At 52.9% G+C, this 15,765-nt stretch carries 14 protein-coding genes and 1 tRNA gene; 9 read left to right on the plus strand and 6 right to left on the minus strand.

Features of this window, described 5'->3' with window-relative positions; all coding sequences use genetic code 11:
• The first annotated feature begins 23 nt into the window (after window positions 1–23).
• Entirely contained in the window at window positions 24–2,144 is a 2,121-nt protein-coding gene (locus V8J82_RS13010; protein WP_339975790.1) for a type IV secretory system conjugative DNA transfer family protein, read from the plus strand.
• Window positions 2,141–3,094 carry a hypothetical protein gene (locus V8J82_RS13015; protein WP_339975792.1) on the plus strand — a complete coding sequence of 318 codons (954 nt, stop codon included), beginning with the start codon at window positions 2,141–2,143 and terminating at the stop codon, window positions 3,092–3,094. Before V8J82_RS13010 ends, V8J82_RS13015 begins: the two co-directional genes overlap by 4 nt.
• On the opposite strand, the gene V8J82_RS13020 is transcribed toward V8J82_RS13015, so the two are convergent.
• The gene (locus tag V8J82_RS13020; RefSeq protein ID WP_339975793.1) at window positions 3,091–3,576 is read right to left on the minus strand and encodes a hypothetical protein; all 486 of its coding nucleotides are present in this window, start codon (window positions 3,574–3,576) and stop codon (window positions 3,091–3,093) included. The genes V8J82_RS13015 and V8J82_RS13020 overlap by 4 nt on opposite strands.
• On the minus strand, window positions 3,563–3,910 hold the full coding sequence (locus V8J82_RS13025) for a helix-turn-helix transcriptional regulator (protein WP_339975795.1): 348 nt from the start codon (window positions 3,908–3,910) through the stop codon (window positions 3,563–3,565). The genes V8J82_RS13020 and V8J82_RS13025 overlap by 14 nt, the downstream gene beginning before the upstream one ends.
• 451 nt (window positions 3,911–4,361) lie before the next feature.
• On the opposite strand from V8J82_RS13025, the gene V8J82_RS13030 reads away from it, so the two are divergent.
• Complete coding sequence (locus V8J82_RS13030; RefSeq protein ID WP_339975796.1) at window positions 4,362–5,237, plus strand: exonuclease domain-containing protein; 876 nt, start codon at window positions 4,362–4,364, stop codon at window positions 5,235–5,237.
• 42 nt (window positions 5,238–5,279) lie between these two features.
• On the opposite strand, the gene V8J82_RS13035 is transcribed toward V8J82_RS13030, so the two are convergent.
• On the minus strand, window positions 5,280–5,810 hold the full coding sequence (locus V8J82_RS13035) for a DUF3768 domain-containing protein (protein WP_339975797.1): 531 nt from the start codon (window positions 5,808–5,810) through the stop codon (window positions 5,280–5,282).
• Between the two features lie 134 nt (window positions 5,811–5,944).
• Here V8J82_RS13035 and V8J82_RS13040 point away from each other — a divergent pair, with 134 nt between their 5' ends.
• The 3 genes from V8J82_RS13040 (at window position 5,945) to V8J82_RS13050 (ending at window position 9,546) form a co-directional block, all read left to right on the plus strand.
• A complete protein-coding gene (locus tag V8J82_RS13040; RefSeq protein WP_339975798.1) occupies window positions 5,945–7,159 on the plus strand; it encodes a type IV secretory system conjugative DNA transfer family protein in 1,215 nt (404 codons plus the stop codon).
• Between the two features lie 187 nt (window positions 7,160–7,346).
• Window positions 7,347–8,849 (plus strand): recombinase family protein, encoded by a 1,503-nt coding sequence (locus tag V8J82_RS13045; RefSeq protein ID WP_339975800.1) that lies wholly within the window; start codon window positions 7,347–7,349, stop codon window positions 8,847–8,849.
• A gap of 280 nt (window positions 8,850–9,129) precedes the next feature.
• Window positions 9,130–9,546, plus strand: a complete 417-nt coding sequence (locus tag V8J82_RS13050) for a VOC family protein (RefSeq protein WP_339975801.1) — start codon at window positions 9,130–9,132, stop codon at window positions 9,544–9,546.
• Between the two features lie 39 nt (window positions 9,547–9,585).
• On the opposite strand, the gene V8J82_RS13055 is transcribed toward V8J82_RS13050, so the two are convergent.
• Window positions 9,586–11,793 (minus strand): hypothetical protein, encoded by a 2,208-nt coding sequence (locus V8J82_RS13055; protein WP_339975802.1) that lies wholly within the window; start codon window positions 11,791–11,793, stop codon window positions 9,586–9,588.
• Here V8J82_RS13055 and V8J82_RS13060 point away from each other — a divergent pair.
• Window positions 11,758–12,468, plus strand: a complete 711-nt coding sequence (locus tag V8J82_RS13060) for a hypothetical protein (protein ID WP_339975803.1) — start codon at window positions 11,758–11,760, stop codon at window positions 12,466–12,468. The two genes, V8J82_RS13055 and V8J82_RS13060, sit on opposite strands and share 36 nt — an antisense overlap.
• Window positions 12,468–13,010, plus strand: coding sequence for an adenylyltransferase/cytidyltransferase family protein (locus V8J82_RS23685; protein ID WP_439650061.1), 543 nt, complete (start codon window positions 12,468–12,470; stop codon window positions 13,008–13,010). The genes V8J82_RS13060 and V8J82_RS23685 overlap by 1 nt, the downstream gene beginning before the upstream one ends.
• A 285-nt stretch (window positions 13,011–13,295) precedes the next feature.
• On the opposite strand, the gene V8J82_RS13065 is transcribed toward V8J82_RS23685, so the two are convergent.
• Both V8J82_RS13065 and V8J82_RS13070 read right to left on the minus strand, forming a co-directional pair.
• Window positions 13,296–13,369, minus strand: a tRNA-Cys gene (locus tag V8J82_RS13065).
• Between the two features lie 67 nt (window positions 13,370–13,436).
• Window positions 13,437–14,795 carry a mechanosensitive ion channel family protein gene (locus V8J82_RS13070; RefSeq protein WP_439650062.1) on the minus strand — a complete coding sequence of 453 codons (1,359 nt, stop codon included), beginning with the start codon at window positions 14,793–14,795 and terminating at the stop codon, window positions 13,437–13,439.
• Window positions 14,796–15,086: 291 nt separating this feature from the next.
• Between V8J82_RS13070 and V8J82_RS13075 the strand changes: the two genes are divergently transcribed.
• Window positions 15,087–15,740 (plus strand): protein-L-isoaspartate O-methyltransferase family protein, encoded by a 654-nt coding sequence (locus V8J82_RS13075; protein WP_339975804.1) that lies wholly within the window; start codon window positions 15,087–15,089, stop codon window positions 15,738–15,740.
• Window positions 15,741–15,765: the final 25 nt, after the last annotated feature.

Raw genomic sequence — 15,765 nt, forward strand, 5'->3', positions numbered from 1 at the left:
TGCCGGTCCACTTACCACAACGGATGCATGCCTTCGTGCATGGCCTGTTTCGGTCCAGTGATGAGACAGAGACACGTGAGCTGTATGCGCGGGTCAAAGCGCTCTTTAGCCGAGCTGGGCTCGATCCTATGTCTGCCCAGTTGGATGTCGCAGAGATTGCTGCAGATCGAGCAGCTGAAGCCCTTGGTATCCCACCAGGACATCCGCAACGTGGTGTGATCAAAACGCTGGCAACAGAACTTCTTTCTGCCGAAGGACATTTCACGCTGCCGGACATCGACTGGACCGAGCGCCGGTCAATCACCGCGTGGTGGGAATTGCGCGATGAGCTTAATGCACAACGTCCGCTTTTGGAGAACTTCGAGCAGACGGTCGATCTTATCACTGACGCACTGGTGTTTGTCTTCAGGCCATTGCTCGAAGGCTGCCCGGCCTTGCTCGATACACGTCCAGAACCAGGTGGCATCACCGTGCCCACCAATCTCTTGCACAGCCACACCGACCTGCCGGGCGCGGTTGAGCATTGCCTGCAAGTTGGGTTCGATGATGATATCAAGGAAGCGGGACTGTTCCCGAAACTGGCAGATCGGCTTGAGCGCAATTTGGTGGCGGCGTCAGGCGGCAATCCCGCTGACCCTGGCTCGTTCACTCGGCAACCGAAGCCTCCGTCACAATCGGATGAGAAAGACCCAGCCAGGCGCGTGCTGTCGTATCTAACCGGAACGCCACTGGCGTCTATCTTCGATCAGACCGTCATATACACCATCCCGCAGCCAGTACGATTTGAACATCACCACATTGTTGCAGGCAGCGGCCACGGCAAAACCCAGACTTTGCAGTATCTGATCGCCAACGATCTTGAGGCCGTGGCGGCGGGTGAGCAAAGCGTTGTTGTCCTCGACAGCCAGGGCGACCTCATCCGCAACATTGCCAGTTTGAAGGAGTTTGCGCCCGGCGGTCAATTGCATGACCGCGTGGTCATCATCGATCCAACCGACGTTGAATTCCCGGTCTCGCTGAATTTGTTTGATGTGGGGCTGGAGCGGTTGCAGGAATACCCGCTGTTAGAGCGCGAACGTCTCACCAACTCGATTCTGGAGCTGTATGACTTCGTGCTCGGCACACTCTTGGACGCCCAGATGACGCAGAAACAGAACGTCATTTTTCGGTATGTCACGCGGCTGATGCTGCATATCCCTGACGCCACCATTCATACACTGCGCGAATTGATGGAACCGGGCAGTGAGGTGAAATTTTCCGGAGACATCGCCAAGCTTGAAGGCACTGCCAAACATTTCTTTGAAACTGAGTTCTCAGGCCGAGAATTTGAACAGACCAAAAAACAGGTGTTGCGCCGTCTGTGGGGTATTCTCGAAAATCAGACCTTTGAGCGGATGTTCAGCCATCCCCGGTCCAAGCTTGATCTCTTCTCGGAGCTAAATGCTGGCAAGGTGATCCTGATCAACACCGCCAAGGATTTGCTGAAAGAACAAGGCAGTCAAATCTTTGGTCGGTTCTTTATCGCACTGATTGCCCAGGCGGCGCAGGAACGTGCTACTCTCAAGGAACGCGACCGCATCCCGACCCTCGTATACATCGATGAGGCCGCTGACTACTTCGACCGCAATATCGGCCTCATCCTGGCGCAGGCGCGGAAATACAAGGTGGGGATGGTCTTGGCCCACCAATACCTCGGGCAGCTGGAACCCAAGCTGCAGGAAGCTTTTGCGGCCAATACCTCGATCAAATTTGCGGGCGGCGTCTCGGCCAAAGACGCGCGGTCACTGGCTCCGATGCTGTACACCGATGCCAGCCTGATAGAACGCCAACCCAAGGGCAGTTTTGCCTCCTACGCCCGTGGTGTGTCGTCAGGCGCGGTGCCACTGTCATTCCCCCTGGGTTTCCTTGAAGCCAAGGAACGGATGGATCGTGCGGACAGCGAGGCGCTGAAAGCCAAGATGCGCGACCGCTACGCCGTCCACTATTCCAAAGTCGCTGACGACGGTGAAACGGACCAACCAGAGGAATTTCAGAATGCCGATGACGCCATAGGCGACAATGACGAACCAGGCGAGGTTGATCCAAAAACGGAGGAAAAGTCCAAAAATGACGGTCCCAGCACTGATGCGAGTGATCAGTGGTGACCGACGCGCTTGGTAGGCGTTCGAGCCACGAACGCCAATCGACTAGCAAACGGCTGCGTTTGTCTGAGCGCGACCTGCTATGGCTTGAGAAACTGCACCAGCACGGCCCGCTGCCCACGTCATACCTTCTGGCATACACCGACGCCCTGCGCGCCAGCGAGAAGCGCCAGAAGGAACGTCTGGGCGATCTTTTCCACGAAGACAATACAGAACACGGCGGCGCGTATCTCGACCGCGCACCGCAGCAATATGCGACGCTGAAAGCCGGGTACAACCAATTGGTGCACCAAGTGGCTCCCGCCGGACTGAAGGCGCTGAAGGACGCAGGCCTTTTGCACGAAATAGGTGGTCATTACGGACCATGGGTCCATCGACATATGGTGGCGTGCATAACGGCGTCGATTGAACTAGCCACGCTGCAACGACCTGATGTTTCCTTCATCCCGCAACACCAAGTTCTGGAACGCGCCAAGACGACGCTGAGTTGGCCGGTGCGGGTCAAAGACGCCACGTCGGACCAGTTGGTTCGCAAAGACCTCATACCCGATGCCTTGTTCGGTCTCATTTATCACACTCACCACGGCGACAGGTTTCGCTTCTATGTAGTTGAAGCAGATCGTGGAACTGAGCCGGTTTCTTCGCACAACTGGAACCGCAAGAGCTTCGAGCGGCATCTGGCGCAGTATAAGGCCTATGTCGCGGGTGAAGCATACAAAGAGCACTTGAAGCTAACTGCCAACGTCTTGGTTTTGAATGTCGTGCCTGATGCCGGGCGTCTTGAGCTCATGCGTCGCCAAACTGAAAAGCAGCTGGGCTCTTGCTCATATCAACTATTTCAGACCTTCTCAGAATTTGCCGCGCCTTGGCGACCCCCAGAACCAAACCACGCGCTCCTTGCGGGCGCGTGGTTACGGGTTGGATATTCAGATTTCTTGATTGATGGGGTCTAGCCCATGGCGGCAGCCAGCTTGTCTGGCGGCCCATTGATTACTTCTTCGGCCAAAGCCAAAGCGTCGAAGACAATCATGTTGCGCGGTTCTGTCTCAAAGAACCGCCGCTTCTTTTCTGGCAAGTATCCGATCAGGTCAGGGTGCCGCTTCACCGCACTCTCGGCTTCCTCATACTTGGACTGGAAGACGCGCGGGCGAGCCACCTGAACATCGAGAACATAGTTGTGGCTGGCTAGTTCTGCGATGGAAGCAATGAGCCGCCGGGATCGACTGCCTTTGCGGCAATCTTCGTCGCACTTCTCGGTCACGACAACATCGGGCTTCAGCGTGTTGATCAATTCCTGGACGAAGGCGACGAGATCAGTGGCTTTGCCTGAAACGGTCGTGGTCACCGCCCAATCAAGCAACTGTGTACCTTCGAGGAACACGTATCCGACGCGACCGGATGACACCGCGACCGACAGAACCCTAAGCGCTGCCATGATCCTGGCCCTCGGCCAACCGGTGCTTCATACGCGCCAGCGAGCCGGGGCGATTAAACGTGCTCATGGCTTTCCGACCAGGTGCCGGAAGCGTTGAGAGCCGGACTGATAAGTGCTTCTTCCGCTCGGCCATCACTTCCGCAAAAAAGCTTTCGAAGGAACGGCCATAGATGAGCGACAGATCAATGATCTCGGTCAGGCTAGGGCGGCGTTTGCCGTGCTCTAGCTGAGAGACCACCGTCTGGTGGGTATCAAGAAGATGTGCCAGATCATCTTGGGTGTAGCCCGCTTTCTTGCGTGCCAAGCGCAAGTCGAGGGCAAATTGAGAACTCATAACGTTGTAAGAACTTAGTGATTAATCCTCTCGTGGTGGGAGGATGTTCAGTCTAAGTCGTCGAAGAACCCGTTTCTAGCAGGCAAGATATGGTCTGACGTTATAGGTTCGGCGGGATCGCGTTTTGCAGGACGAACGATTGGCGCGGTGCGAGTGCGCGGAACCGGACCCCTAAAGGGTCCGGCCACCAGCGAACATTCGCAACTGCGTGTTTGTCTCTGAAATACGAAAGAACAGGGCTCAGCAACATCTCGCGACTGATGCTTCTAAGCCCCGGAGAGCGGCTGAACTAGCCGAGGCTGGATATCTAGTATACGCCTTTGAAACATAATTCTTTCAGTGCGGGACAGATTGGGCCACTTGGCAAGGGATGGGGCTAGGGGGCAAGAAAAAATCGACAATGAAAACTGCAGCTAATACGATGCCATCACATTTTTGAAAGGCCAATTACATGAGTGAATTTTGGGCATTAGATGTCGAAACGGCAAACACTGACCTGTCTTCAATCTGCCAGATCGGCATGGTGCAATTTCGGGAAGGCGAGTTGGTAGACAGCTGGTCTTCACTAGTTAACCCAGGTTCATATTTTGATCCGTACAATGTCAGCATTCATGGAATTACTGAGTCCGATGTTGAGGGCGCACCTGCCTTTAGGGATATGTTTACCACGCTAACAGAACGCCTTTCCGGTGCCGTGCTCGTGCATCATGGGCACTTTGATCGAACCGCCTTTGCTCGCTGCTATGATCGCTTTGAGCTCGATCCTATAGACTGTGCTTGGCTGGATAACACAAAGGTAGTTCGGCGCACTTGGTCTGAATTTTCACAGCGCGGATATGGTCTCAAGAATCTAGCGAAGCACTTCGGCATTGAGCTGGATCACCACGATGCGCTGTCTGATGCCAATGCTGCTGCGGAGATCATGGTGCGTGCGATTGCGCATTCTGGCAAAACTATCGAGGAATGGCTTGAGGCGGTTAGATATCGAATTACCAATCCGGATAATCCGAAGGATGTCCGCCGTGACGGAGAAGTTGACGCCCCGTTCTTTGGCGAGAAGATCGTTTTCACTGGAGCCTTAGCTGTGAAGCGGAGTACGGCGGCTGACGTAGCTCAGAAGCTTGGGTTTGATGTCCAAAATGGCGTGAATAAACAGACTACGTTTCTATGTGTCGGTATTCAGGACACAGCGTTGCTCAATGGGTATGAGAAAAGTTCGAAACATCGCAAAGCAGAGGCGCTCGCTGAAGCTGGGCACGAGATTAGCTTTTTGAGCGAAGACGATTTCTGGTCAATTGCGAAAGCGCATGACACTGGCGAGGTGTAGCGGCCATTAATAGGAAAACCGCCCCATTCGGGGCGGTGTCGTCTAGTATTCGGAAGCCAACATGATCGTGAGAACGCGATGCGTGCAGCCTTCGTTGGCTGGATTTTCTGAGCCTTGTTGTAGGGACAGGTTGAAGTAGTCGAGCTTGAAGAAAACCTTTTCACCTTCCAGATCGATGGCACCGAAATCGTGCTCGCCCCAAGGGTCATTGTCGTCTGAGAAGTCGTTAAACTCCCGAACGGCCTTGACTGCTGCGACTGCGAATTCACCGCCTTTTTCCTGAATGCCTGAGGTCAACATGATCGAGCCACGTCCTTGGCCATTTGTGCGGAACCGATCATTCAGCTCACGGATACGCTGGTTTGGCGGTAACTCTTGTAGCGACCAAACCAATTCAGTGGTGGCTTCGCAGCTCTGGCAAAACGCTTGATCGTGCGTCGTTTCAAGCTCCCACAACCCAAACTCCGGGTTCCAGCACGCCCAGGCATCTTTCACGACGCGTTCCGACCCGCACGTTTTGCAACTTGGCACCGAGCCAATGTCACCAGCCACGTTTTCTTGCAGTATTCCCATGGTTCATCTCCTTCAGCATGGAGCAAGCAGGAGACATTCCCGCACGCTCCGCTGGAGGCGATGGAAGAACGGTCTGGGGGTATTTTGCCGCTGTCAACATTCGGCGACTAGCAGTCAAGTTATGCGCCCAAATTATGCCGAATATCTTGGCTGCTAGTGGCATTGGCCAGATCGCCGATACTTGGGAGATGCGCACTCCCATTATCGGCATGGCCTTCCGCCGGTATCAAGACCCAGCTCCGTTTGGTGTCGGTTTTCGTGAGCGTCTTCTACATGCATACGCAATAGGACAAACGGGCACCGGCAAGACTACGCTTCTGCAGAACCTCGCTTGGCAGGATGCCAGGTTTGGCAACGGCTTTTGCCTCATTGATCCGCATGGCGACTTGGCCGAGAGCCTGCATCAGCAAATTGCGTCACAGCACCTGTACTGGGACGTGGCTGATCCCGCTTGTCCGCTCGGATACAACCCACTCAAGCGCGTGGCTGCGCAGTATCGACCACTTGTTGCTTCGGGCTTGATTGAAACGCTCAAGAAGCAATGGCCGGACGCTTGGGGCGCACGGATGGAACACCTGCTGCGTCATGCCGTTCTGGCTTTGTTGGAACAGCCGTCCGCCGATCTGCGCGACCTGATGAGACTATTCGTATACAAGGGCTATCGCCGCCAAATCACCGAGACCCTGACCGACCTCCAAGTTCGCTTCTTCTGGAAACACGAATTTCCGGCGTTGAACTACCAAACTAGCGCCGACGGTGTGTCACCGATTGCCAACAAGCTCGGTGCATTCTTAGCGCATCCGGCGGTGCGCACCGCGTTGTGCGAACCGTCGGAACCCCTGAGCTTTCGTTCAATCATGGATGGTGGGCAGAGACTGATTGTGAACTTGGCCAAGGGACGGCTTGGAGGGGACGTGTCGAACGTGATGGGCGGATTGATCACCTCCAGCATCATGCAAGCAGCGTTCACCCGTCACGGCGTGCCAGAAACCGCCCGTCGCCCATTCTTCCTCTACGTCGATGAGTTTCACAACCTCACCACCAAAACATTCGCCGGGATGTTATCTGAGGCTCGCAAGTATGGTCTTGGTTTGGTTTTGGCCCATCAACACCTGTCCCAGATCGACAACGATGTGCGAGATGCCATCATCGGAAATGTTGGCAATCAAGTTGTGTTCCGTGTGGGAGCGAGCGATGCGCCATTCTTCGAGAAGCAAATGCCGACATTTTCGGCCTTCGACTTCCAGAACCAACCAAACCATCGCGCCAATGTCTTGCTCACGCATCAAGGTGAGCGCTTGAAGCCGTTCACGGCGTCGATGTATCCGCCGTATCATGGCAGCGCATAAGTTGGCTGCTAGGCGGGGCACACCGATTTTCATACCCTAGAAGCATGAAGAACGATGACCACTTGCAGCAACATCTCGAACTTTGCCATCGCATGTATCTGCGTATGCTGGCAGACGGCACCTGGCCATGGCTAGACTCGCAAGATTCTGAGGATGTGGTAGATTCGGAAGGTTCCCAACCCGATGTATGAAGCAGTGTTTTGGATACATCCGCGTGTCCACCCAAAAGCAAGGTGAAGGCGCGTCACTAGAAGCGCAGAAAGATGCGATCACGGCATTTGCGAGTCAGCAGGGTCTCTCAGTCATCAAATGGTTTGAGGAAAAGGAAACCGCTGCCAAGAGTGGTCGCCCGATTTTCACCGGCATGATCCGTCGTCTGCATCGCGGTGAGGCCGCTGGTCTGATCATGCACAAGATTGACCGGAGCGCCCGCAATATGCGGGATTGGAATCTGATCATGGAGCTGCCGAAGTATGGTGTGAAGCCGTACTTTGCCGTGGATAATCTGGACTTCGAAACCCGCGCTGGTCGGCTCTCAGCCAACCTGCAAGCCGTCATCGCCGAAGACTACATCCACAACCTTCGCGAAGAAGCCAAAAAGGGTCTCTATGCCCGCCTCAAGCAAGGCCTGTATCCCTTCAAGGCCCCCATTGGCTACCTGGACAACGGCAAAGGCAAGGTGAAGACGCCAGACCCAAAGTATGCCCCGATGATCCGCCAAATGTTCGAACTCTATGCCAGCGGTCAGCATTCGTTCCGTTCACTGCATGAAGAGATGTATCGGCGCGGTCTGCGCAATACCAAGGGCGGGCGGGTGAGCATGGCTGGTATCGAAACCATCATGAACAACCCGTTCTACACCGGCCTCATAGCGATCAAGCGCAACGGACAAACATACCACGGCATTCACGAGCCGATTGTTCCCACAGCGCTGTTTCGGCGCGTACAAGATATCAAAGCAGGCAAGTGTGGTCCTAAGGTGACGCGACACCACCATCTGTTCCAAGGACTGTTTCGATGTGGGCTGTGTGATGGGCCCATTTCACCAGAACTTCAAAAGGGTCGGGTGTACTACCGCTGTCAAAAAAAATCATGCGCTATGAAGACGGTCCGTGAGGACGTGCTGGAGGCCCAAGTTGTGCGACGTCTAACCTCTCTTATCATTGATGAGACGGAGGCAAACAGGCTGCAGGTGGCCTGGCGTGAGCGTCAGTCAGAAGTCGATCATGCAGAGGTGATCAAATCCCTGGAACTGCGCATCGCAGATGAAACCACACGACTCAATCGTCTAACGGACCTGTTGATTGACGGAACCATCGACAAGGACGCGTACCAACGTCGAGAACGTGACGGCAAACTACGGCTGGCAGAACTCCAGGAAGAGCTGGCCGCGTTGCCCGATCCAGCTGCAGAGACAGCCAAACATATGCAGTTCCTCGAACTCATGAAAAGCCTTGCAGAGCTTTATATTTTGGCCGAACGCGACGAAAAACGTGTGATCGTCGAAAACTGCTTCTCGAACCGTACGGTATCCCCGAAAAACGTATGTTTAGAGCCATATGATTGGTTGCAGAGGGGCAAAATTGCCTGCCCTGTCTTGGTTGGTGCACATTTGCGAGACGAAGATCGAACTTTTGCCAAGCTTTTCGATCTTCTGAAGACCAGACCACAAGACGAAGACGCTGCCTAGTAGTCAACTTATAAGATGTGCACACTTGCAAGGCGAGGATCGAACTACCTCCAAGCTTCCCTTCTAGAAATTTTGCAAATCAGACAACATCCTAAGAGCTTTGACAAACAGGCAAGCTGCAAACGGCGCATTTGGCACAACGAATAGCTTGTGCACTTTCGAACAAGACTACTTGCAAACCAATGTAGATCGAAGCTACTTTTTCGTATTGGGGCCGTTGCGTGCAGTTGCTATGAGCTAGTGCGATAGTTATAATTCCACAGAAACCAAGAACGAGAATATGACAGTGTTTTCATACCATCATACAGCCTTATCAGTAGCTGACATTGACAAGTCGTGTGCATTCTACGAGCTCTTCGGAATGGAAAAAGTCGCGAACTACCGGCACGACGACGATAGCTTTAGGATAATCCAATTGCGGCTCGGATCGGCAATTTTGGAGCTTTTCTGGTTTGCCGAAAACTTGCCACTTCCTGAACATGCAAAAGACCTATCGCAAGACCTGAAAGTGATCGGCACCAAACACTTTGGTTTCAAAGTCGATAACCTTGAGGAGGCGATAAGCTTTCTTGGGGATAATGGTATTGAGGTCGCTTCTGAACCCCGTATCGGTCGAACTGGCGTGCGTTATCTGTTCTTCAAAGATCCTGACGGTATTTTAGTCGAGGTGTCACAGGATGACAGGGTTTTCGATTAGGAGACACATAAATCCCCGCTTTCCGTCGACACCCCAGAGTTAGCCCAATAAACCACCCAATGCGCCCGCCAGGGAAGCGATGCTCGAAGCTGACCCCGCTACATGGAAAGCTTCCGTAACCTTTGACTTGAGCGTCGATGGGTTGCCTTCTTTAACAGCCTCGGAAATGTCACGGGCAAGCATAGGGTGACCTTCTTCCTGCAGGGCGTTGACCAATTTTTGCAATGCTTCTGCTTGATCTCCACCTATGGCGACAGCACCATCACCAACAGCCATGTTTGCATAGTTGTTCAAGTTGTTGATGTTCGTAGTCACGTGGATCACCTCCTTTGTCTCGATGCCGACCCGAGATATGTTCTTCTCGGTGATATTCAAGACTTTGGGTATTAAATTCCAAAACCTAAAGCGCTGTGAAAATTCTTGAATTGCTTGTCTAAAGTCATCGACTACAGTGAAAAAACTATCTCTTGACACTCTGCTTTTGAGATAGAGCCTGAACTGAGGATTGAGGTACCCGATTTCTACCGTCACAGAAACCCTCCTATTGCCGACTGGCATGGTGTAGGTGACCTTTTTGAAGGGATCGTCACTCGAGTCCCAACTTACAGATGGTGACCGCAGCAGCCATGAAATAAGTGTCGTAGGCACATAGTCAACTTTTATTACTGCCCCACAATTCTTCCTTGGCAAACGAGAGCGCAAAAGCGCGCTCGAACTCGGAAGAACGAGATCGCCCGACGGAGCCAAGGCGCCAACACTTAAGCGCTGAACAAATTCTGGAATAAAACCTACATTCAGGTTGGCCTGCTCAACCACGTGCCCAACCTCCAATGCGGAAAGTTTTCCCTGGCAGCTTCTTCGAGCAAATTCCTTTACAACTCGAAAGACTAGTTTGAGACTGACAATACTTCCGTCTTCAAATTTAAAGAAGAATGGCTCAATATCAGCATGAGCACCATCAGTACTTGACCGGTGCGTTTCGCCGATTTCACCCATCAACCAAGCCATAGGCACTTCTCGGGTCGGCATGTTTGAAATAGCCTTGATTAATGGTTCAATGCCGTTTGGCAGCTTACACGATATTTTAACTCCTTCTTGGTTAAGTCGATGTTCGCCTTGGATTTGATCCGATTTGTTAAGAAGAATTACGCAATTTGGGGCGCTTCGATCTCTCTCGAACGAAGGACTTATGACGTCCTCGGATTGAACAACAAATGTTGCTGTGGAAAATGGCAAAAATACATCTCTTATGATCTGGGCCGCGACCTCACCTCCGAAATCAATAAAGACTTGAACTGCACCTTCACTTCTCAAATAGTATTCGCCGATATCAGTATCAGACCTCTCTTCGGAGAATTGATCAAATAGAATTCTCCTGCAAAGACTTGTTTTACCTGCGCCCTTTGCACCAATGACGGTGAATATTTGGGAATCGACGTTAGTCTTCTCATCCACTGAAAAAACTCGAGATAGATGCCGATTGATTGCCTTTTGATCGCCTTCTATTATCTCTGGCGGCGGCAATTGCCATGGGTTTGCTTTAAGCCAGAGATTTTCCAGTATCGGCAAATATAGAAATTCTCTTGGTAGAGAAGTTATTCTGTTTGAACTAAGCGCTAAACCCTTCAAATTATTGTATTTTGATATGCAATTGGGGAATTCTCTAAGAATGTTACCGCTCAGATATAGCTGCTGTAAGTCAGACTTATCACTACCTATATCCGTGTATTCGGATAAATTGTTCTCACTGATGTCTAGCGACTCCAGTCTTGACCCGCTTGTGTTGATGCGGACGGTTTCGATGTTGCAGTTGCGGATGTTAAGTTCTTTTAGCTCGGGAAGTGATTGTAAGTCTATTGGAACAAGCTGAAAGCCATTCCTGCTAATATTTAGGTCGGTTAGCTTTAGGAGATTAGCCTTTTCAAAGCTTAGGCTAACTAGGTGACAATGTGTCATGCTAAGCGCCCTGAGGGATGAGAAAGAAGAGAAAAGTTCAATTTCCGGCAACAAAGAGTCGCTGATACTCAGTGATCGCAGGTTTGGAAAGACCGAGCCATCCACAGATAACGACTTTAGGTCAAGTCCTGATATCTCGATGCTCTGAATCGCGGAAAGCATGTCATGTGTTAGAAGGGGCGCGTCAACAAGACTTGTTCCAACGCGAATTCTAGCTTCAACTTGCTTCAGAGTCTTTAGATCAAGGTGATTCGAATGCATGGTTTCAGCGTTAGCAAAAATCTTTCCCATTTGACGCTAGAATCCGGCCGCCTTGCAATACTTGCGGCTGACCATGAGTTGACGATGGGTGACATTGGCTTACCGTGTACGGAGAAATTGGTGGCCATTGCAAGAGATTCGGGAATTCCCGCATTGACTTTGAATGCGGGGAGAGCTGCGGAACTCTCAAACTTCGACGGTGTTCATCTAGTGCTCCAACTGATGGGCGGTCCGACAGCGACTGAGCCTAGGAAACACGTTACGGCGACTGTGGAGCAAGCACTAAGGCTCGGAGCGACGGCGGTAAGCCTTCAGTCGAGCTTTTTAATGAGCTACGATGAAGCAGAGGTGACAAAAATCTCTCAAGTAGCATACGAGGCGCGTTCTTTTGGGTTGCCAACACTTTTGATGATTTCGGGTGAACAAAACCAATATCGAAATCTGTGCGATTGTGTAAAGTTCGCTAAGGAAGTGGGGGTTGATATGTTGAAGATTCCTTTTGTATCTAGTGCTCTTGGCGTAGTTCCTAAGGACCGACCACTAATCTTGATGTCAGGTGGGGAGGCTGATGAGCAAATAGATAGCCGGGTTCGTGCGGCGCTGAAAGAGGGGTATTCGGGAGCTTGTATTGGTAGGTCAATCTTCGAAGCGGAATCTCCGATAGAGGCCGGAAAAGCAGTTGTGAATGCACTGCAGGGCGCTTGATGGGTGATGCCGAACGGTCCTCGCCTGCCGACGCTTTGTTGGAAGCCGTGTGCCAATCCAACCCAAAGGTTGTAGTGTCTTTACAAGCTCTGGTGTCAGAAATTGATGTGCTTCGCGAGAAGCACAAGATTCTGTTGACAAATGGTGTATTTGATCTCTTGCACGCTGGACATGCAGAGCTTTTACAGCAAGCTCGGCTAATTTCAGATTTTGTGGTGGTTACAATTCCTAGTGACTCCGATGTTCGGAAGCAAAAAGGAGCTGGGAGACCAATACAGTCACACCAAGACCGTGCTGCACTCATTTCTTGTTTCGAATTCGTTGATCGTGTCTTGGTTTACAAAGCCGGTTGTCTCGAACAGATAATCCACCTGATTAGACCCAACATATTATTGAAGGGGTCAGACTATAGGGGTAAGCAAATTGTAGGAGGAGATTACGTAGCCTCTCTCGGGGGAGAAGTAGTCTTTGCTGAAAGGTCCGGTCCCAGTACAAGTGGGTTAATCTCAAAGTGTATCCGTACGATAGATCAAGAGGATTGATTTCGAGACTAATTGTTCGCTTCTGGGTTTGCCTCTTCAGAAGTGAGACTGCTGTTCTGGATAGATCGTGCAACGGCCAGCTTACTTTCATCTGATTTGTTAGTTGCGGTGGTGAGGTCCATGCGCGCGACATCTACTTATCGAAGGCAGTACCTGTTTAAATTTCGCTCGTTCGGTGACTGCCCTTCACCGCCAACTAGTATCAGCGTAAGTAATTCTGAGCCTAAATTGTGCCTAAAGCGATTTTATTTGTTGTGATATGCGGTTTAAGTCATTGAAAATAAATGGAGGCGAGTACCGGAATCGAACCGGTGTACACGGATTTGCAATCCGCTGCGTCACCACTCCGCCAACTCGCCGCCGTGGTGTGGGCTGTGCTTAGAATAGGGTTGGCGGCGCGGCAAGACCCAATCTGGCCAGTCGATGCTATGGCGATGGTGCTGGGGGTGCGCCTTTGAACTCGACGACGCGGTGCGGGTAGGGGATCTCGATGCCGCTATCACGCAGGGCGTTCCAGATCAGGAACAGCACGTCAGAGGTGTATTTGTTCGCCCCGTCATCCAGCCCGTTGACCCAAAACTCCACCGCAAAATCGATCCCGCTATCGCCAAAGCCGCGGAGTTCACAATCGGGCGGATACGGCGCGTTCAGCACATCTGCATGCGTTGCGACGGCGGCCTCGATAATCGCAGGCACCGCGTTGATATCTGTGTCATAGCTGACCGAGAACGCGGCTTCGTAGCGATTTGCGGAGCCCGAGTCAGAGTAATTCACCACACGTGTAACGATGAAATCCTCGTTTGGCACGACGATCCAGCGGCCATCGAATGTCTCCAGGATCACGGCGCGGGCGGTCATCTTGACGATTGTCCCGGCCTCTCCGCCGTCGAGCTCGACGAAATCGCCAACCGTTGCCTGGCCCTCCAACAACAGGATCACGCCGGAGATAAAGTTCGAGGCAATCTTTTGCAGGCCAAATCCAAGACCCACGCCAATCGCGCCGGTCAATACAGCCAGAGAGGTCAGGGGGATACCCATGATGTTCATGAACACCAAGAACGCGATGCCAAAGATCGCGATCTCTGCGGCTTTCACGGCCAATTGACGCGTCGCCGGGCGCATGTCGACCTGCTTTGAGATCAGGCCACTGGATTGGGTGTTGGACCATCGGCCCAGCCAAAAGATCAGGCCGCCGATTGCCACAAATCGAACGGCATCCAGCAGATCGAAGGACAGCCCGCCAAGCGGCACAATCGTGCCTTCCAGCCACCCGAGCGCATAGACCGATAGTCCGAACGCATGGAGCGCGGCCAATGGCAGCAAGATGAAACGCCCGAGCAGCTTTAGGAAGCCATCGGTGATGATATCGCGCACCAGGGCGCGGGCGGCGAGGAACAGGAAGACTCGCTTGCCAAAAGCGATGACCGCGCCGCTGTCAAAGATCGACCGGGTAATCTGCTCTCCGAGTGAGGTGAACGCATAGGCTAGCAGCGGTAAAAGCAGCGGTAAAAACATCTTCAGAAACAGCCGCGTCTGATCCAGCAGGCCGTCGGTAGCCGATACGGGCGTGAGCAATCGCGCAAGCCGGGGCGCCAGGCGCCGGTTCACCAGCACTGCCAGAAGATAAGCGACGACCAATAACGCAAATTGTGACCACGCCGCAGGGCTCAGCGCCCATTCCGAGACCGTCGTCATGATCTGCAGGACAAGTTCGAGGCCCTGAATGATTATAGGGGGCAGGTCGCTGGCCCAATCGGGCAGGGTTAGGCTCGTCTCTTGGTCCATTGAAAACTGGCTCCTGCGATCCGCGTTGAAAATGCGTTTGGCCGTCACGCCACATACACAGAGGGTGACCTGGTCCCGGCGCCGCCTGTCAAGATGCGTCTGCCCGTGGTCGAATGGCCGTGGCCTTTGCGTGCTTGGCGTGACGTTCCGCCATCTTCAACACAACCGTTCGGAACGCGGCGCCATGGCATCCATGACACGCCGATTCACCGCGCCTTTACCGGTGCTGTTGCGCGCCACGCGGCTATATGCCATCACCACTAAGACAACTAGACGGAGTGGTTCAGTTTCATGCCGGATTTCACGCAGCGGCGGATCACGATGGTCGACACGCAGGTGCGTCCGTCCGATGTGACCAAGCTTACCATCCTGGACGCGATGCTTAGCGTTCCGCGTGAGACTTACGTTCCCGATGCGGCCCGCGATTTGGCCTATATGGACAATCCAATTGCCTTGGGTGGCGATCGTTATTTGCTGGACCCACGCGCCATCGCCAAAATGCTCGACGCGATTGAGCCGACCCCGCAGGATCTTGTGCTCGAGATCGGGGCAGGGGGCGGATATACAACCGCCCTGCTTGCTTATCTGGCCGAGGCTGTTGTGGCGCTGGAAAGCGACGAAGACTTGGCGCGCGACGCCGAGACGGCTTTGTCCGATCATGGGGTCGACAATGCAGCCGTGATCCAAGGCGATTTGGTCTCTGGCAGTGCGAAACACGGGCCGTTCGATGCTGTTGCGATCTTTGGCGGGGTCGAGGATGTGCCCGCGGAGATCATCGATCAATTGAAGGAAAACGGGCGCATCGCCGCGATTTTCATGGACGGTCCGCTGGGTGAGGCACGGCTTGGGATCAAATCAGGCGGACAGGTTTCGTGGCGCATGATTTTCAATGCGACGGCAACTGTTTTGCCGGGATTTGCAAACGTTCCAAGCTTCGAATTCTAAGGGTCGAGCATAAGAGCCCGAGACG

Origin of the sequence: Gymnodinialimonas mytili, assembly GCF_037544085.1 — a bacterium.
Classification (GTDB): Bacteria; Pseudomonadota; Alphaproteobacteria; order Rhodobacterales; family Rhodobacteraceae; genus Gymnodinialimonas; species Gymnodinialimonas mytili.